This window comes from Vagococcus sp. AM17-17, from assembly GCF_003471765.1.
In the GTDB taxonomy this organism is placed as follows: Bacteria; Bacillota; Bacilli; order Lactobacillales; family Vagococcaceae; genus Vagococcus; species Vagococcus teuberi.
This window is the reverse complement of the sequence record NZ_QRJY01000013.1, coordinates 15990-34583: the sequence shown is the minus strand read 5'-3', so window position 1 is coordinate 34583 and position 18594 is coordinate 15990. Positions and strand designations below refer to the sequence as shown.

Annotated in this window: 24 protein-coding genes and 1 pseudogene; 4 read left to right on the top strand and 21 right to left on the bottom strand. The window is 32.6% G+C overall.

Annotation, left to right across the window (positions count from 1 at the left end; genetic code table 11):
- Positions 1-87: 87 nt before the first annotated feature.
- The 6 genes from DW196_RS09810 to rbsR form a co-directional block, all read right to left on the bottom strand.
- Positions 88-813, bottom strand: a complete 726-nt coding sequence (locus DW196_RS09810; protein WP_118251143.1) for an epoxyqueuosine reductase QueH — start codon at positions 811-813, stop codon at positions 88-90.
- Positions 814-1041: 228 nt separating this feature from the next.
- Positions 1042-1404: a hypothetical protein gene (locus tag DW196_RS09805; RefSeq protein WP_118251142.1), complete on the bottom strand. Its 363-nt coding sequence runs from the start codon at positions 1402-1404 to the stop codon at positions 1042-1044.
- Positions 1405-2852: 1448 nt separating this feature from the next.
- Positions 2853-3737, bottom strand: coding sequence for a ribose/proton symporter RbsU (rbsU, locus tag DW196_RS09795; protein ID WP_118251141.1), 885 nt, complete (start codon positions 3735-3737; stop codon positions 2853-2855).
- Between the two features lie 25 nt (positions 3738-3762).
- Positions 3763-4158, bottom strand: a complete 396-nt coding sequence (rbsD, locus tag DW196_RS09790; RefSeq protein ID WP_118251140.1) for a D-ribose pyranase — start codon at positions 4156-4158, stop codon at positions 3763-3765.
- Entirely contained in the window at positions 4158-5072 is a 915-nt protein-coding gene (rbsK, locus tag DW196_RS09785) for a ribokinase (protein WP_118251139.1), read from the bottom strand. The genes rbsD and rbsK overlap by 1 nt, the downstream gene beginning before the upstream one ends.
- Before the next feature lie 94 nt (positions 5073-5166).
- Positions 5167-6159, bottom strand: a complete 993-nt coding sequence (rbsR, locus tag DW196_RS09780) for a ribose utilization transcriptional repressor RbsR (RefSeq protein WP_118251138.1) — start codon at positions 6157-6159, stop codon at positions 5167-5169.
- A 98-nt stretch (positions 6160-6257) separates the two neighbouring features.
- Here rbsR and DW196_RS09775 point away from each other — a divergent pair, with 98 nt between their 5' ends.
- On the top strand, positions 6258-6479 hold the full coding sequence (locus DW196_RS09775; RefSeq protein ID WP_118251137.1) for a hypothetical protein: 222 nt from the start codon (positions 6258-6260) through the stop codon (positions 6477-6479).
- A 44-nt stretch (positions 6480-6523) separates the two neighbouring features.
- On the opposite strand, the gene DW196_RS09770 is transcribed toward DW196_RS09775, so the two are convergent.
- Positions 6524-7081, bottom strand: coding sequence for a GNAT family N-acetyltransferase (locus DW196_RS09770; protein WP_118251136.1), 558 nt, complete (start codon positions 7079-7081; stop codon positions 6524-6526).
- Between the two features lie 90 nt (positions 7082-7171).
- On the opposite strand from DW196_RS09770, the gene DW196_RS09765 reads away from it, so the two are divergent.
- On the top strand, positions 7172-8053 hold the full coding sequence (locus DW196_RS09765; RefSeq protein ID WP_118251135.1) for a helix-turn-helix transcriptional regulator: 882 nt from the start codon (positions 7172-7174) through the stop codon (positions 8051-8053).
- On the opposite strand, the gene DW196_RS09760 is transcribed toward DW196_RS09765, so the two are convergent.
- The 5 genes and pseudogenes from DW196_RS09760 to DW196_RS09750 form a co-directional block, all read right to left on the bottom strand.
- Positions 8050-8286 carry a DUF4129 domain-containing protein gene (locus DW196_RS09760; RefSeq protein ID WP_118251134.1) on the bottom strand — a complete coding sequence of 79 codons (237 nt, stop codon included), beginning with the start codon at positions 8284-8286 and terminating at the stop codon, positions 8050-8052. The genes DW196_RS09765 and DW196_RS09760 overlap by 4 nt on opposite strands.
- 3 nt (positions 8287-8289) lie before the next feature.
- On the bottom strand, positions 8290-8454 hold the full coding sequence (locus DW196_RS11790; protein ID WP_158563568.1) for a hypothetical protein: 165 nt from the start codon (positions 8452-8454) through the stop codon (positions 8290-8292).
- Positions 8405-8698 carry a hypothetical protein gene (locus tag DW196_RS09755; protein WP_071456666.1) on the bottom strand — a complete coding sequence of 98 codons (294 nt, stop codon included), beginning with the start codon at positions 8696-8698 and terminating at the stop codon, positions 8405-8407. Before DW196_RS09755 ends, DW196_RS11790 begins: the two co-directional genes overlap by 50 nt.
- A pseudogene (locus tag DW196_RS11785) lies at positions 8691-8828 on the bottom strand (hypothetical protein); the annotation flags it as partial. The pseudogene DW196_RS11785 and the gene DW196_RS09755, both read right to left, overlap by 8 nt.
- A gap of 188 nt (positions 8829-9016) precedes the next feature.
- Positions 9017-10042 carry a low specificity L-threonine aldolase gene (locus DW196_RS09750; RefSeq protein ID WP_118251133.1) on the bottom strand — a complete coding sequence of 342 codons (1026 nt, stop codon included), beginning with the start codon at positions 10040-10042 and terminating at the stop codon, positions 9017-9019.
- Between the two features lie 397 nt (positions 10043-10439).
- On the opposite strand from DW196_RS09750, the gene DW196_RS09745 reads away from it, so the two are divergent.
- Positions 10440-11012, top strand: coding sequence for a hypothetical protein (locus tag DW196_RS09745; protein ID WP_118251132.1), 573 nt, complete (start codon positions 10440-10442; stop codon positions 11010-11012).
- A gap of 12 nt (positions 11013-11024) precedes the next feature.
- A complete protein-coding gene (locus tag DW196_RS09740; RefSeq protein ID WP_118251131.1) occupies positions 11025-12008 on the top strand; it encodes a YafY family protein in 984 nt (327 codons plus the stop codon).
- 53 nt (positions 12009-12061) lie between these two features.
- Here DW196_RS09740 and folP read toward each other — a convergent pair whose 3' ends face one another.
- The 9 genes from folP to DW196_RS09695 all read right to left on the bottom strand — a co-directional run bounded on the left by folP (position 12062) and on the right by DW196_RS09695 (position 18587).
- Positions 12062-12838, bottom strand: coding sequence for a dihydropteroate synthase (folP, locus tag DW196_RS09735; RefSeq protein ID WP_233541951.1), 777 nt, complete (start codon positions 12836-12838; stop codon positions 12062-12064).
- A gap of 1 nt (position 12839) precedes the next feature.
- Positions 12840-13406, bottom strand: a complete 567-nt coding sequence (locus DW196_RS09730) for a non-canonical purine NTP pyrophosphatase (protein ID WP_118251130.1) — start codon at positions 13404-13406, stop codon at positions 12840-12842.
- Between the two features lie 2 nt (positions 13407-13408).
- Positions 13409-13972, bottom strand: a complete 564-nt coding sequence (folE, locus tag DW196_RS09725) for a GTP cyclohydrolase I FolE (RefSeq protein WP_222847429.1) — start codon at positions 13970-13972, stop codon at positions 13409-13411.
- Between the two features lies 1 nt (position 13973).
- Positions 13974-14462: a 2-amino-4-hydroxy-6-hydroxymethyldihydropteridine diphosphokinase gene (folK, locus tag DW196_RS09720; protein ID WP_118251128.1), complete on the bottom strand. Its 489-nt coding sequence runs from the start codon at positions 14460-14462 to the stop codon at positions 13974-13976.
- 1 nt (position 14463) lies between these two features.
- The gene (gene folB, locus DW196_RS09715; protein WP_118251127.1) at positions 14464-14826 is read right to left on the bottom strand and encodes a dihydroneopterin aldolase; all 363 of its coding nucleotides are present in this window, start codon (positions 14824-14826) and stop codon (positions 14464-14466) included.
- A 140-nt stretch (positions 14827-14966) separates the two neighbouring features.
- The gene (locus DW196_RS09710; protein ID WP_118251126.1) at positions 14967-16163 is read right to left on the bottom strand and encodes a serine hydrolase; all 1197 of its coding nucleotides are present in this window, start codon (positions 16161-16163) and stop codon (positions 14967-14969) included.
- A 189-nt stretch (positions 16164-16352) separates the two neighbouring features.
- Positions 16353-16613 (bottom strand): metal-sensitive transcriptional regulator, encoded by a 261-nt coding sequence (locus tag DW196_RS09705; protein WP_071456657.1) that lies wholly within the window; start codon positions 16611-16613, stop codon positions 16353-16355.
- 19 nt (positions 16614-16632) lie between these two features.
- Complete coding sequence (locus DW196_RS09700) at positions 16633-18273, bottom strand: FAD-dependent oxidoreductase (protein ID WP_118251125.1); 1641 nt, start codon at positions 18271-18273, stop codon at positions 16633-16635.
- Positions 18274-18275: 2 nt separating this feature from the next.
- Entirely contained in the window at positions 18276-18587 is a 312-nt protein-coding gene (locus DW196_RS09695; RefSeq protein WP_118251124.1) for a rhodanese-like domain-containing protein, read from the bottom strand.
- Positions 18588-18594: the final 7 nt, after the last annotated feature.

The window sequence follows — 18594 nt, the reverse complement described above, 5'->3', positions numbered from 1 at the left end:
TGTACTAAAAACTGCTGGTAACTTTCGTTACCAACAGTAGAAATTATAGAGCCTGATTTTTTAAGCAATAAAACGCCATTCTCGCTTTTAGGAGAGTGGCGTTTTGTTATTAATATAGTCTTTTGCTTCTTTATTAATTGCTTTTAAATCAATACCTTGTTTCGTAGCGGCAAACACACACCCACAATAGCATTGGCGATAAATGTCGTAATCTTTACACATGGTTATTGAACGTTGGTACCCACCTCTTTTTTTGAAATCACTCGGCAGATAAGATACATCATATATTTTTTGTATATCGAGTCCAATAGAATTAATCAACTGAGCATCTTTTTTAGGTGAAATCGTCAAGGCACTCCCAAAATAATCAAAACCTCTATTATGTGCCTCTTCGGCCACTAAGTCTAATCTCATTTGAAAACAACTTTCACAACGTGCGCCACCTTCAGGTTCATTGGCTAATCCTTTTTTAGTCATCGTCTGAATAAAAACATTTGGTTCATACTTAGCTTCAATAAACTCAACATGTTTATCGTTCTTTCTATTGAATTGCTCAACGAATTCTTTTTGAACAATGGCTCGTCTCTCATACTCACTTTTAGGATATATATTTGAATTAGCAAAATAAATAGTGACATCAGCATAATCTGTTAAAAATTCTAATGTATAGGTACTACAAGGTGCACAACAACTATGAAGTAAAATCTTTGGTCGAAACGATTCATCTTTCCATTTTTTTATTAGTTTAAGTAACACACTATCATAATTAATCGTTTGGTTTTTTAATTTGTTGATAATATTCAATGAATCCATTGTTAATACTCCTTTATTTGCATCTATTTTATTTTATTATAACAAAAGGACACGTGCTGTTGCTAGATTAGTGATGTTTTTAAGGTCATATCAATGCTTTTTACAAGAAAGAACTCATTATTAGATATTTGGTAACTAACTCTTCATTATTCTTCATACATAAGAATAATTTACCCAAGACCTTTTTATACACGAGTTGATTATATATACCTGATGAATCTATAATATTTATTGAATATTTTTAGTTATTATTTCTACAATAATTTTAGCAGTTATATCTGTAAAGCTATCATGAATAACTGATTTGATCTTTGATAATTTTTGGTTTTCATTATTAGATAATATTTGGTTAACTTTATTTATTTCTTCTAGAGTAAGTTTATTTTCCCCTAAATCTGCTTCCATTCGTATATTATTTATTATTAATTTATCTGAATTTATAGCTGTTACAGGGTTCTTTGAATTTATATGTTTATTGCTATCCATTCTTACATCTGTAGAATCTATAATCTCAATATCGGATTCTAATCCATTAAAAGTATTTCTACTCATTTGAACATCTGTACAACCTTCAAGTCTTATACCTTTCATACTTTTAATCTCCTTACTTTATAAAATTATTTCAAAGAATCAGAAAATACTTTCAACTCTACTTTTACTTCTACAGAAAGATTGTTATATTCTTTTAAATCTATAGCTCTTTGTAAACAATACATTAGGATATTGTTGTTTTAGTTGTAAATAAGCTGATTTAATACCTTATTTTTTTATTGTTATACAATTGTACTTAACTACATAGTGACTCATTTATTACCAAAACTATCTAGTTCATTTTCTGTTTCAATTAATTCGGATAATATTCGATTAACGTATCGTTTACCGATAAAATCTGGATCAAGAAAAAGCATAACTAATTCATATTGGCAATTATTTGTTGACTTTTCCCAAATCTGTCATACTAATCCATAACCCTTTTTATCTACTTTCTATTTTGATTAACAAAGTATTCTCCACTATTAGCGTAATATTAGACGTCCTGTTTCTCAAATAATTTATTCAATATCGAACTTTCTATATACTCGATGAAAACATTCTCTACAGTTAGTCTAATCAAGTCTTTTGCACCAGTTTTTAAAACTGCATATATTTTTTGATTTTTTCAGCTGGAAAAACAAGGTTATCATAATTCAGCCTGATACCCTTGTTTGCATAGTATTTTAATAACATCTTTAAATTGAATGAACTTTGTCACATTTTAAGTGATTACTACACTTCTTCTGTAAAATGAATTCAGCGGTAATAACATAAATAAAAAAACTGAACAAACTAGACCTGATATTGATAATGTAGTTACTTTTGAAAAAACTACTAAATTTTAAATAGTCTTTTTTATCTTTTCTAAAAAAATAAAAAAAAATCTGCCCATGGTAAATTAGGAAGGAGTAAATCTAAATAAGCTACCAAATAACTAACAATCGTCATTACAACAAACATCCAGTTCATTTTTATCAGCGTCATTCCTCTTTTTATAACCACAATATTTTACCTAGATTAATTAAAACAAAACCTCATACGATTCCATCAAATAATATCCATAAGTAACTGGTTCATGATATTATATTATGAAGAAACACTCAATATATTAAGTTCTGGGGAGTTGTATGATGCTAAAATTACACAAGTTATAATAGATGGCTATGATACAACAGATTAAAGTAATGATGTGTTTGTAATTCTTATCCTACTTATCGATATTGATGATGATCTTTACTAAATTAATTACAGACGAATCGAAAATTTTTCATTAAGCAGTATCATACAATTTAGATATGTTTTTAAAGATATCATAGTAGGTGAATGTTTAATTTCTGATAATGGGATGGTACATGAATTAGTAATTGTAAGAGAACATACATGGTCTATAAATTGTCATAACTTTTTTATTTCTAAACCTCCTAATTAAAACATGCTTTTCTATAAGCATTCTCTATGATTAGCTCAAACAAAAAAGACCTCCAAATTGAAGGTCTTTCTCTTATTTAGACTATAACTGTTAATGTTGCTGCTAATAATATCAACACTAAACCAATAATCGTAATTTTCATCTCTTTTGATGTTTTCTTTTGGCCTAAAACCCAAATACCTGTCAATGTTGCAAGCACAACTGATGTTTGAGATAAAATAAATCCTGTTGCTAATCCATTCATATTAGGTTGAGCTGAAATTAAATAAGTTAGCGCTGCAAAGGCAAAGAAAAATCCTGAAATAATTTGTTTGTATGATACCATTTGAGTCAATGCATTTTCTTTTTCTTTCACAGCGATAACCAAACTATAAACAACCGCCACAATCACCATTCCAATTGCTTGTGGTAGGAAAGCATTCATTCCTGTAATGCTTGTTTCTTGCGGTGCTGCTGAATACAACCAATACCCTATTTCACCAATCGCTAAAATGATGACAGCTTTTTTGATGTTACTTGCATCTGCACTATCTTTTTTCTCAGACCAAACTGTCATTCTTGCACCAAGTATAATCAACACAAGTGCTAGAGCACCAATTAATTTATCTGTCATAGTTGGCCAATTTCCAAGATGTGCTACACCCCATAATGACGCAACAATTAATTGAAATGCTGTCGTAATTGGCATAGCTCTTGAAGAACCTACTAATTCAAATGATTTAAACGTCAAAATTTGAGCGCTCGCCCAACCAATTCCCGATAAAATACTTAACGTTAAATCCATCCCACTTGGAAACGTAAGTCCATTAGTAAAAAATAAAATAATCGCAAAAATCAATGTTCCAATTGTTGATCCAACGATTTGATTAACTGGTTTGCCACCAATTTTTGATGCAATTGTTGGGTATAAGCCCCAACCTAGTAATGGTCCTAACCCTATTAATAAAGCTGTCATTTTTATAAAATCCCCCTGGTAAATTTTCTAACTAAAACGTTACGCCACTTTCCAATAAAATATTCGCATACGGTGTCATTTCACCTGTACGGATAAATGCATGTGTATCATTTAATTTTTGTTTCATGTCACTATGTGGAATAAACTCTATTGGCGTGTTGGCAAAACGTTCTTCAATACTCGCCAAAATAGTAGGATTCGCTTCTTTTATTTCTTCAGCTATATAAATCTTTTGTACTTCTAATTCTTCCAAAACGTTATCTAGCACATCTAAAAAACTTGGCACGCCATTTGTCACAGCCAAATCAATTTTTTCTGTTTCAAACGGAACTGGCATCCCCGCGTCCCCAATACTTAATAAATCAAAATGACCCATTTTTGAGATAACTCTTGAGATATCACTGTTTATAACCGCTGATTTTTTCATTAATATGTCTCCTTTATTTCATGTTCAAACGGAATACTTGGTTGAGCTCCGTATCGTTGAACTGTTAGTGATGATGCTTTATTACCATAATCAATTGCTTCTTCAATATTAGAAAAATCTTGTTTTAGTTTGCTTGCCAGTGCTCCAATAAATGTATCTCCTGCGGCAGTTGTGTCGACCGCTTTCACTTTATAAGCTGAAACAAAACCTGATTGTTCTTTGTAGTCATAATAAGCACCACGACTACCAAGTGTGATAATTACAATCTCGATACCTAAATCATGTAGGGCTTCTGCTGCTTTTTTTATCGACTCATCATCAGTCAACTCAATACCTGTAATTAATTTTGTTTCTGTTTCATTTGGAATAATAACATCTGTTAAAGCTAGTAACTCACTCGAAATATTTTTCACAGCTGGTGCTGGATTTAAAATTGTTTTAACGTTTGAATTTTTTGCTAATTTAAATGCTTCGATTGTTCCTGTGATAGCACTTTCAAACTGTGCAATTAAAAAATCACTTGATTCAATCACAGATTGACAACTGCTTGCTAATTCATTTGTAACGTGATTATTAGCTCCAGCATAAATCATAATGCTATTTTCACCAGACTCATCAACCGTAATAAATGCTTGCCCTGTTGACTCATTATCAATCGTTTTGACATGTGTTACATCAATTTTTTCTCCTTCTAATAACTCTAACATGACGTTTCCAGCTGTATCATGTCCTATTGCTCCAATGAATGACGTTTTTGCTCCAGATCGTTTGCTTGCTACACCTTGATTTGCACCTTTACCACCACCTGCAGTAAAATGTTCTATTGCATGAATCGTTTCTCCCGGTTTAGCCATTTCTTTAACTCGTAATGTCGTATCTAGATTAATACTTCCAATAATCGTTACATGATTCATCACACGTTCCTCCAATTCATTTTTAATTAAAACGTTTTAGTAAAACGTTTTAATTTACCTTTCGAAAAAAATATAGCACACTTTGAAATAGTTTTCAAGGGCGTGCTACAGATAATCGTTCAATTAATGTGACTGGCAAAATTAATTCTGTTTCGTCTTTATCCGGATGTTTGATACGATCAATTAATAAATCGGCTGTTTTTTGTCCTAATTCAAAAATTGGCTGTGATACAGTTGTCAGTGGTGGATACACATATTCACTCATCTCTATATTATCGTACCCTACTACACTGTAATCATCTGGAACTTTTTTTCCAACTTCACTAAGACCAGCATACACGCCAAACGCTATTTCATCATTTGCTGCAAAAATAGCCGTCGCGTTTGTATTTAAAATAGTTCTGACCATCTCTTTCCCACTTTGTTTCGATAATTCAGTCGGCAATACTTCAACTTGTCCATTAAAATTTTCCGTAAAACCAATCAATCGTTTTAATATATTAGGACTCATATCTCTCGGAAATAATGCAACAGCTTGTTTATGTTTTGTATCATTCAATAAAGTTGCAACAAGTTCGCCGCCACGATAATCATCTGTTCTAACAGAATCAAATGTCTGAGTTGTAACTTGTTGATCTAGTTCTATGATAGGAATTTTTTGAAACAGCTCTTGATTGAGTACTTCTGTAATTGAAATACCAGAACTAGCCAAAATCACCCCGTCAACCCCTCGGTGGTTAAGTGCTTCAATTGCTTTTTTTCCTTTAGTAAGATTCATGTCAACATTACACAAAATTGTCATAAATCCAGAACTAAAAAGCACGTCTTCAATCCCCTTAACAAGGGTCGCAAAAAAAGGATTAGTAATATCTGGAACAATAATCCCTATCGTCAAACTTTTTTTCATGACCATTCGACGAGCAAAATAATCAGGTGCATAGCCTAATTCTTCTTGTGCTTGCAATACTTTTTTTACCGTATCTGGATGAAATTGATGTTTTTTACCATTTAAAATCTGGGAAACAGTGGTGATAGATACCCCCGAATGTTTCGCAACATCTTTAATCGTTACTTTTTTATTTGTCATATCATTCTTCCTTCGTTCTTCATAGTAAAACAATTCTATTGCTTTTATAACCTCTTACATGATACCCTGTATAGTATTAAGACTTAAGGAGACTATTTATGGGATGCCAATGTAAAAAGAGTTTACCATCTAAAATTCTTATTGGCCTGTCTTTAATCATCATGACACTTTTTAACGATACATCTTATAGTTCGATTGCGTTTAAAATCGGTGGTGCTATACAAGTTGTTGGCATCGTTTGGTTTCTTACTATTTATTTTTTAATAGACAAAAAAGCTGTCAAACCAAGGACAAGTCATAAGCGTTTATCAATCATGTGATAACGCTTTTTTATTTTACATATCTCATAATAGCATAAGTGACACTATCTTTTAAAATAATCTTCAAATGTAATGGCATACTTCATTGTTTCAACAAGTGGTTTATCTTTAAAATTGAAATAATAATCTGTACCTATTTTCTTCATTCCAATTTTTTGCATCACTTTACCTGAATTGAGATTATCTTTAAGATGAGTCGCATAAACTACTTTTAAATCGAGTTCTTCAAAAGATAGTTGAAGTAATCTCTCAGCTACTTCTGGTACAATTCCTTGACCCCAGTATTTCTTAGACAGTGCATAACCAATCGTTGCACAGTCTTTATCAATGGACATAAAATCAATCGTACCGATTAGTTTGTTTGTCTCTTTTAATTCAATACCCCACTTGGTAAGTTGTTCTGGTATAAAAATTTGCTCAATAACAGTGTATGTTTCTTCTTTTGACTGATGTGCGATGAATTTTGTATAACGACTTACTTCTTTCATCGAACAATAGTCATACATATCATCGACATCATCTAACGTAATCTTTCGTAATAAGCAACGTGACGTTTCCATCACACTATGTTCTTTTAATACCATCTCTTGTGATATTTCCATTTGTATCACCTCATTTATTTTTTAGCAAGATTAGTCAAAAAATTTAGTTTCGCCTATGATACACTTTATGTGTCAAAGGAGGTCTGTTAAATGAATTATTCTAACTATGTTTCTAAAGCAATTACTTATATACAACAACATATTGACGAAGAAATAAGTCTAGATAAAATATCAGAGTACGTTGGTTATTCAAACTATCATTTTCATAGATTATTTAAGAAAGAAACTGGCTATTCACTTTACGACTATATTAAACAACAAAGATTAATAAAAGCCTCTCTTCTCTTAAAGCACTCTGAACTAAGTATATTAGATATTTCTACTCTTTCCTTTTTTAACTCTCAAGAAGCTTTCACTCGAGCATTTAAAAATAAATTTCAAATACCACCGAAAAAGTTCCGAATGTTACATAAAAATATCATGAATAAAGGAGACCACCTAATGACTAATCAAAAATCTACTATTCCCGGATGGTTTAAATCAGGATCGGCAAGTAATAAATACGGTATGGCTATTGATACTAATATTACACATATATCTAACCAATCAGCAAAACTATTTTCCATTTGTGATGACTTTAATGACGAAGAATTTGGGACAATCATGCAACAATTCAAAGCGGAAAAGTTTAAAGGAAAACGTGTGAAATTCTCAGCTTTTTTAAAAACCGAATTATCCAATGGGTCCAGTGGTTTATGGGTTCGGATTGATTCAAAATATTATGACATGCTTGCATTTGATAATATGAAAGATAGATTAATTACTGAAAGTACAGATTGGAATTTTTATTCATGTATTTTAGACGTTCCATTACAAGCAGATGTGATCAACATCGGTATTCTATTACTTGGTCAAGGAACCGTATGGATCAATTCATGTCAATTTCAAGAAGTACCAAATACAGAAAAAGTGACAGAGCTTTCTCCTAGTCACTTTGTTCCAGATACACCAGAACACTTAGATTTTTCCTAAGTGTTCTTCTTTGTTTTTATCAGATATTTTGATAAATCGAGTATGTTATTTTTTTGATTTTTTGATATTGTCACATCTTTTCTAATACCGTAAGTTACTGCTTCATACTCACGAGTTAACTCACTAAATGTCACACTAATTTTAGGCATCTCTCCAGAAACTTTCTCAGCAAAAGAATTCAGGGTTTCGCTATTTTCACGTGGTAATGTTCCTTCTATCTGTTTTGGTAGCAAGCATCACGTCTGTTTTGACAGTTTCCTTCTTGCTCGTTCACCAATAATTATCAAGCTTAACACTGATTGTTTCAACGTGAGCCTGTGTGAGACAATATATAGAAAGAGATACTGCAAATCATCTGATAATACAAAATTTTGCCCATTGATTAAGGTAAAAGCTTTCACACTTTTGATGAAATCTTGAACTAACACCTAACTCTATAGCTGGATATTGTCTCGTTGCTTCAACTAATCCCAACACATATGATGCAATGGAATCAGTAATGACAACATTAGAAGCCATTTCTTTTAAAATGGCAATGTCATTCAAATCAATCACATATTCTACGTCAATTAGCGACCTACCTGACCCCATAATAAGTGATAGTTCATCATTAACACTTGGATACCCTATCTGTAATTTAATCATAAATCGGTCTAACTGAGCTTAGTGTTTTAACTAACATTGTTTTACCAGTACCTGGTACCTCTTCAAATAAGACATGACAATCTGATAATAAACAAATTCCTATTAGTTTAACAACATCATCTTTTTCTAAAACAACTTTTTTACTTCATTTATCACTAAATTTATTTTTTCAACAGATTCTTGTATCAGATCCTCCACTTTTGATTCGTTGCTATTAATATAGTACATTTTATAGAAGAATAAGTCATTTTTACAAAGACTATATAGAGTTTTTATTGAAATAAAAAAGAGGTGATGCTTAGCTCACCTCTTGGGTCTTTAAATATATGAAATTAATTTTTCAACATTTTCTTCTGACGTCCCCCAACTTGTAACAAATCTTATAACCATATGGAGGTCATCATATTTTTCCCATGTTGCAAACGAAATATTCTCTTTTAACTCTTTAACTTGTTCGTTTGTCATAATGACAAATTGTTGATTCGTTGGTGAATCAAAGTATAACTCATAGCCTTTATCTAAGAAAGCTCGTTTAATTTTTTGTGACATGTCGACTGCATGCTTACTAATGTCAAAATAAAGGTTATCTGTAAATAACGTTAAAAACTGAACCCCTAGTAACCTTCCTTTAGCGAGTAAAGCGCCATGTTGTTTGACGATTGAAACAAATTGTCTAGGCTCATTGTTTTTAGTAAATACAACAGCTTCCCCACATAGAGCACCAATTTTTGTTCCGCCAATATAAAACACATCAGAAAAATGTGCAATATCTTTAATTGTCACATCTGCCTCATCACTAACCAAGCCATAACCAAGTCTAGCGCCATCAATAAATAATGGCAAATTATTTTCATGACAAACTCTCGATAATTCTTCTAACTCATCATATGAATAAAGTGTCCCGTACTCAGTCGGAAATGAAATATAAACCATACCAGGCGTCACCATGTGTTCTTTGGTTTCATCTTGGTTAAATAAATCCAAATAATCTTTAACTGATTGAACTGAAATTTTTCCGCTTTCAGATGGTAAGGTTAATACCTTATGACCACTATACTCGATGGCTCCAGCCTCACGAACATTGATATGTCCAGTTTCTGGTGCCAGCACTCCTTCAAACTTATCTAAAACAGAATCAATCACAACTTGATTTGTTTGAGTTCCACCAACTAAAAAACGAATGGAAGCATCTGGACACTCAATTAATTCTTTTATTTTTTCGATTGCTTCTTTGGAATAGGAATCAGAGCCGTAACCAAATTCCTGCTCCATATTTGTTTCGATAAGCCTATTTAAAACTTTTTCATGAGCACCTTCAAGGTAGTCGTTTGCAAATGATATCATCCAAATACCTCCATTTCTTATTTTTCAAACAATTTAATCAGTTTTATTCTTCATCGTACGTTTATATTTCTTTTTAAACAAAAAAACATGACTTTAATTAATCTTTTAGTTTTAAAAAGGAAACATTCACAAAAAAACTCATTAAATATTACTTGTATCTTAATTTATTTATTGCATTAAGTCAAATGATTTTCATAAATAATTCTGAAAAATATGAACGAATTCTGAGAAAATAATATAAAATATCTATCATTTATATAAAATATGTATAATAAAAGAATATTTAATAAGTTTTATAGTTTACTTAATTAAAAATATATGGTAAATAAATTTTAGTTCATTATATGTTTATTATAACGTTATATAATATAGTGATATTATTAAAGTAGATACACGCATGATCAATTCAAGAAAATCTTCAAAGAAAATGGCCTACCTTGCGACAGCCATTGCAACAAATATATTACTAGGTTCTATTAACACGTTCTCTGGTGTACCTTTTTTATTTTTAGATTCAATTGGTACAATTTTTATTTCATCACATTTTAAATTAAAATATGGTTTACTGACAGCTATTGGGACACACTTTTTACTATCTGTCATTCATGGCCCACTTGCACTTCCCTTTATGCTAGTCGGTCTATCAATTGCCGTTGTCTCCCATTTTTTTAAATCATTTATGCATTCATACAAAAAAGCCATTTTGGCAGGTATCATAATTGCCCTGATTGGCACATTTTTTAGTGCACCAGTTCGAATTGTGCTTTATAGTGGATTCAAAGGAATTCAAAAATCGGCAAGTGACTTAGTTTTTATTTTATTAAATCACTCTGTCTATACTTATATGAATTCAGTATATTTCAGTACATTTGTTGATATGATTGGTAATAAAATTATTTCTTGTCTTCTTATTGCTTATTTAACCAATCTAGCTCCTTTTAAAAAATTTCTGAGAAAATTAAAATGCTAAGGAAGTATAATTATGTCTAGTCAAGAAAGAATACTCACGATTTTTATTCGACTGCTTCAAGGGGACACTCTATCTAAAGCAGACTTGATGAAAGAATTTCAAAAAAACGGTAGCACTATCCAACGAGAAATAGCCATTATCGATGAGTTACTTCATAAATTAAATTCAAAACTCCCAATTTCAAAATTTTCACCCTTTAAAGAATTAGGAAAAATTAATCGAAGTAAAAGAGGCTACTATCAACTAACTGAATTTAAAGAACGGTCGTACATGAATGATTATGAGTTGTTTATGATTTTCAAAATATTATTTGCTAGTAGAGGGTTCCACAAACATGACTTAGAAAAGATTTATCATAAATTATTTACAAGTGTGGATGACAAATCAATTATGGATAAATTACTGGCTAATGAGCGTTTCTACTACGATGGTGTACCAAAAACAGATATCTATCCTTCTTTAAAACTATTAGTTCAAGCCATGCTAAATCAACAAATGGTCGAATTCACCTATACAAAAAATGGTGAAACAAAAGTTTTTAAACGGCTACCTATTGATATTTATTTCTCTGATTTATACTTTTTTATGATTTCAGCAAAGCACACTGTCAAAGATGATACAGACTTTAATGAATTAAATAAGTTTCGAATTAACAACATGAAAAAAATTAAAGTACTTAATGAACGGCAATCGCTTGATTATACAAATCGTTTTCAAGGTGGTGTTTTGAGAAATCAAACGGCTCTACCTTTTTTTGGTGAGCCGATTACATTGATTATTGATTTTTATTATGACCCTGTTTATGTATTGGATCGTTTCCCAAATTCCATTATAAAACAGATTAATAAAGATGGCAGTCATCGTATAGAAATCCCTGCAAACAACGGATACGGTGTCAAAATGTGGTTACTAGAACAAGGTTCTCATGTCAAAGTCATCTCACCAAAGTACATGCAACAATACCTTGTAGATAACATGAAAAAGACACTACTATGATATTAGTATAAATGAATAAAGACGAACCTATTTTATCAATAGATTCGTCTTTTTTATCGGCTTAATTTATTCCACACAGTTAGCGTGTCTTTCATTCCTTTTACGTTGTGAACTCTTACTATCTCCACTCCTTTTTCCAATGAGAAAAGAGAAGCTGCTACTGTTCCAAAATCTCGTTCTTTTGGTTTATCTTCATTAATTAAATGAGCGATTGTTCGTTTTCTGGATACCCCGTAAAGTAAAGGATAATCCTCATAACGACATTTTTCTGGGTAAGATAAAATAAGTTCATTATCTTTCATTGATTTATGAAATCCAATCCCTGGATCAAAACAAATGTTTTCTTTTGGAATATTATACGATTGGCATTGTTCAATTTTTTCTTGATAAAACTGGGCTAAGTCATCAAAAATGGATACCCCTTCTTGGCGAGTGCGTGAATGCATGATAATGACTGGCACATTATAGAATGCCACCACTTCTGCCATACCATCCATATCCATTCCTTTAATATCATTGACAATATTTGCTCCAGCTTCGATTGCTGCTTTTGCCACTTCAGGAAAATAAGTGTCTATTGAAATAGGAATATCATTAAAATCTCGTATCGCTTCAATCACTGGTATTACTCGCGTCATCTCTTGATTGGCAGCAATTTCGACATATCCTGGTCTTGTTGATTGACCCCCGATATCAATAATATCCACGCCATCAGCAATCATCTCTTTAGCATGAGTAATGGCTAAATTGACATCACTAAAATCACCACCATCTGAAAAAGAATCTGGTGTCACATTTAATATGCCCATAATTGGTTTATCTTTAAACATGTTAACGCCTCCGTATTAATTCATTAAACGCCTGATTTCTTGGACTAAGTTCATCACGTTTCTTATAGCTGAGTAACGAAAGAGTCTGAGTGTATCCGGTTGGAATTAAAATCGAATCAAACCCATATCCGCCACCTTCACAAATGGTCTTTGATACCCGTCCTGTTAATACTTTTTCGACAATGACTGGTTTATCTTCAAGGTTATATAAAACTAAACTAGCGTGCAATTTAAATCGTCTGTCACTCTCGTGTTCTAATAAATTCAATAATTGCTCGTTCATTTGCCTGTCTGTTAATCCCTTTTCAAAAAAACGTGATGTATGAATCCCCAACTTATCAGGAAAAGCACATAGTTCTAATCCCCCATCATCTCCTATGACAGGTTTTTGAATGATAGTAGCAATTTCCTTAGCCTTAATCAACGCATTTTCTACATAGGTTTTACCATTTTCCACGACATCAATTGGTTCACTATATGTCGTATAAGATTTTATTGTTTCACTTGGAAATGCCAGTTGTAATTCGCGTATTTTATTTTTATTATTACTAGCTAAAATTAACTGCATGACTAGTCTAACGCTCGTAAAAAGTCGTTTTTAACATCCTTATCTTCTTTAAAAACACCTTGATAATGGAATGTTTTCGTCACACTACCGCGAGCTTTTACACCACGCATTGCCATACACATATGTTCTGCTTCAATCGATACGGCAACGCCTTTTGTTTTAACTTTTTCATTGATTAAGTTGGCAATTTGAATCGTTAAATCTTCTTGAACGTTTGGTCGTTTCGCACAAAATTCAACCATTCGAGCCACTTTACTTAGACCCAATACTTTATTATCACTTGGAATATAGGCAACGTGTGCTTTTCCAAAGAATGGCAATAAGTGATGCTCACACATTGAATAAAACTCAATATCTTTAACCAAGACTATGTCGTCTTCATTTAAACTTGGAAAGACTTTGTAGTTTGTAAATTCTTTTTCTTGAACAGAAGAAAACACCTCTGCATACATTTTCGCAACACGTTTTGGTGTTTCTTTTAACCCATCGCGATCAACATCTTCTCCAATCGCTGTCAAAATTGTCTTTACTGCTTCTTCAATCTGCAATTGCTTTTCTTGTTCCATCCTAATCCCAACTTTCATTTGTCTGTCTGACCTCATCAGCATTTCCTGATAACTCAATCCATTCATCAAGTGATTTTCCTTTAAGCATTTCTTTAGTGTAAACATCTTTTAAAGGAATCAACACAAAAGAGCGTTTCGTGATTTCTTTATGTGGAATGATTAAATCAGGTGTATCAATTTCTAACTCGCCCATTAACACAATGTCAATATCTATCGTTCTTGGTCCCCATCTCACCAATCGTTCTCTATCTAAACTCGCTTCGATGTCATTCACCGTTTTTAATAACTCGTGTGGAGACAATGTTGTCTCAATTTTTATCACTGCATTTAAATAATCATCCTGTGGCACATCACCATACGGATCTGTTTCATATATGTCTGACTTACTTAAAACTCTAATCTCACTATGTTGATTTAACTGTTCCACTGCTTGTTTTAGATAATGACGTGAATCCCCCATATTACTTCCAAGTGCCAAATAGGTTTCCATATTAATAATCTCTTTCCATTTCAATTTCAACATTATCAAAAAAACCGGCGATTGGGACATGATACTTTCTCGTTCTAACTAATGCATGTTCAAGCATATCACCATATTTTTCACCTAATATATCTAGCACATAATAAGTAACGGCTTCTATCAAATCAAATGATTTAGATTCCAAAGCTGTTTTGACATCTGTATACACATCAGCATAGCTAATAGTTTGATGTAAATCATCTGTTTTACCTGCTTCTTCTAGCGGTAATGTCAACTCTATATCTAATTCTAGTTTTTGTCCTAGTACTTTTTCTTCTCCCATTACACCGTTATAAGTATAAACTAGCATGTTATTAATTCTAACTTTTCCCATAATGATCTCCTTACAAATATAGTATTGGCAATCCTTAGTGCTATTATACATAAAACTGTCAAAAAAGAGTCATTTTTGGTAAAAAACCATAAAAAAAACCTTATCTAAAAGAATCATTCCTTCTAGATAAGGTAAAACGATTATTTCGATAAATCTAATTGCAACATGTAATCATCAATTATCGCAGACAAATCAGAAATAGATTGTTCACTATATGAACTGTCATATCCGCTTGTCATGATAGTGATAAAGTACGGTTGTTTTTTATCTTTCACTAAGGCAATGTCATTACTGACTGTATACATTGGCATCCAACCGGTTTTATGAGCCACATCAACTCCAGGTAAACCAACATCCACACCATCATCAAATGTGCTATTTTGTATCCACTCATAAAGTAGCTTCATATTTTTGTTAGAATCTTTTTCTTCGTACACATATTCCATGGCTTTAGTTAAAATTCGTGGCGTTGAAAACACACGGTTATTTGGTGATTGAGGATCTAGTTCTGCTAAAAATTGAACAAAATTTGGTTCTCCTATGTAATTCAAAAGCATTAAATAAGCCACGTTATCACTATATCTGACAACTAATTCAGCCAACTGCTTAATCGTATACTGTGTGCCGATTGGTTCAAATTGAATAATCCCAGTGCCATCAATTTTAAAATTCGCTGTATATGTTAACTTTGTATTTAAATCCACTTTGCCTTCATCAGCTAACGTCATCAAGTAGGCAATAAATGGTAACTTAATACTACTAGCTGTTCGTCTAACTTTATCCCCATCATAACTATAAGAATAATCATGATTGACTGTTTCAAGATACACACTAACATCGCCACCATTTTCAGCTAAAAAAGTGTCAATGGCTTGGTTAAGATGTTTGGTTAAAGCTTTTGGTTTTAACTTTTTGACTCTTTTCTTTTCTCGCTTGTCAATATACTCACTACGATGCGATAAATATTTTGCTTCAATAAAACCTTTAGGTGGGTCACTTACTATTTCGACCCAATCGGCGTCACCTTTAACTGGTTTGACATTTACGACTGTCCCTTTCGGCAATTTATCTTCACTAACTTGTTGTGTTGCTAAATCTTTCAAAGGATAAATATGGTCTGATACAACCTGTTCCTCATCAAATATGCTTTTCTTTTCTTTGTTACTTGTTTCTTTTGGTTCGTTTGTTTTAATTGAAATTGTCTTTTCAGCACTTGATTTGCTTACTGCTACTGTTTTTTTAGATGCATTGACACCTTTAACTAACTTTACTGAAAACCCCGTGACAAGTCCTAAAACTGCTAATAATCCCACTAAAATAACTATCTTTTTTTTCACTTACTACTCTCCTTGCTATCATGTTGTTTACATACCCCAAATTATGATAGCACATTCATTTTCTATTTAGCTACAAATATCAAAAAATGATAGACTATTTATGAAAAAAATCTCATTAAATACTTTTTTATAGGGATTTAAATATAAAAAAACCAACTACTTGTCTAAACAAATAGCTGGTTCATTCTTTTATTTTTTTATGACTAAATCAATTGCTTCTTTGATTTTTTCATCACGGTCTTCTTGAGTGATTGATTCTTCTTCAATACAATCAATCAAGTTTTCAGCCACGACGACGCCAATTGCTCTATCGATACTTGAGCGGATAGCAGATAATTGGACCACAATATCACGACAACTTTTGTCCTCATCTAACATTTTAAGAACTCCCCTAATTTGTCCCTCCGAACGCTTCAAACGATTACTAACTTTTCTTTTTGTGTCTTCCATTGTGACCACTCCTTATTGTTTATGAAATTCCGTTAATCGCCTTATAAAGTAGATATGATCCGTCCAAGTTTTTCACATCGTAGCCCATTTGCGTTAACATACGTTGTGCCACATAGCTTCTTTGTCCACTTTGACAACTTAAAATGATTTCTTTGTCTTTTGGTAATTCATTTGCACGTTGACGAATCTCATTTAGTGGTAGATTAATAAACCCTTCAATCGTCCCTTGTTCAAATTCTTCTGGTGCACGTACGTCAACTAATACTGCTCCATTTTCTCTGGCCTGTTCTAATTCAGATAATTGGATATTTTCGGCTAATCCTTCGATAATGTTTAACGCAGCATAACCAACCATATTCACAATATCTTTTGCTGAGCCAAATGGTGGTGCGTAAGTTAATTCTAATTCCGGTAAATCTTCAACAGTCAACCCACCTTTAATTGCAGTAGCTAACACATCAATACGCTTATCAGCACCGTCTTTACCTACAGCCTGTGCACCATAGATTTTACCTGTTGTTGGATTAAATATCAACTTTAAGAAAATCATGCTAGCACCAGGATAGTACCCTGCATGATTTTTTCCATCTACATGAACCACATGATAGTCATAGCCTAAATCTTTTACTTGTTTTTCTGTTAAACCTGTTGAAGCAATCGTTTGTTCAAACACTCGAACTATCGCTGTTCCGATACTTCCTTTATTTTTACGTGGCATACCAGCAATCACGTCAGCTACTTGACGGCCTTGACGATTGGCTGGTGAAGCAAGGGCAATCATCGCATCTTCATTGTTAATTTGATTTTTTACAATAATTGCGTCACCTACTGCATAGATATCTTTAACACTTGTTTCATAAGAATCATCAACTAAGATACCCCCACGCATACCCAAATCAATGCCAGCAGATTCAGCTAGTCCATTTTCAGGTCGAACCCCAACAGACATTAAAACTAAATCAGTTTCTATTTTTTCACCTGTGTTTAAGACAAGTGTTTGACCGTTATTTTCCATTGCCACAACACCTTGGCTAGTCAATACGTGCACACCTTTAGCACGTAACTCGTTTGTGATAAAAGATGCCATTTCAGCATCAACTGTTGGTAAAACATGTGGTGCCATCTCAATAATTGTCACTTCTAACCCACGATGAACTAAATTTTCTGCCATCTCTAAGCCAATAAATCCTGCCCCAATAACCACAGCTTTTTTAGGTTTGTGATTGTCTAAATAGTTCATCACGTTGTCAACATCAGGGACATTTCTTAATGTGAATAAGTTTGTTGCGTCATTAATGCCATCTAAAGGCGGAATAAAAGGTTTTGCTCCTGGTGATAGAACTAATTTATCATAGCTCATTACTTCTGTTTTACCGTTATGTGATAATGTCACTTCTTTTTTATCCGCGTCAACAGAAATCACTTCTGTTTCAACTTTTACATCCAAATTAAATCTAGCTTTTAATTTTTCAGGTGTTTGAACCAATAAGTCATCACGATTGCTGATTTCGCCTGATACATAATAAGGTAACCCACAGTTCGCAAATGATACATATGGCCCTTTTTCAATAATCACGATGTCCATCTCTTCATCTAAACGTCTTAATCTTGTTGCCGCAGACATCCCACCTGCAACGCCACCTACGATAATTGTTCTCATAATTATTTATACCCCACTTTCAATGTTCCATTCCACATCATCATGCCACCTTCAATATTATAGGCATCGTATTTTTTATCTACTAAGTATTGTGTCGCACGTTTACTTCTTGGTCCTGAAGCGCACACAACATAAACTTCTTTTCCTTTTGGTTTATAGGATTGTATTTTATCTAGAGGAACATTTTTTGCTTTTGGAATATGCCCTTGCGCAAATTCTTCCGGACTTCTCACATCTATTAATTCAATCGGTTTTTTCATTTTTTCCTGTAATTCTTGTGCTGTAATGCTTGGTACTTTTTTAAATAAAAACATATATACC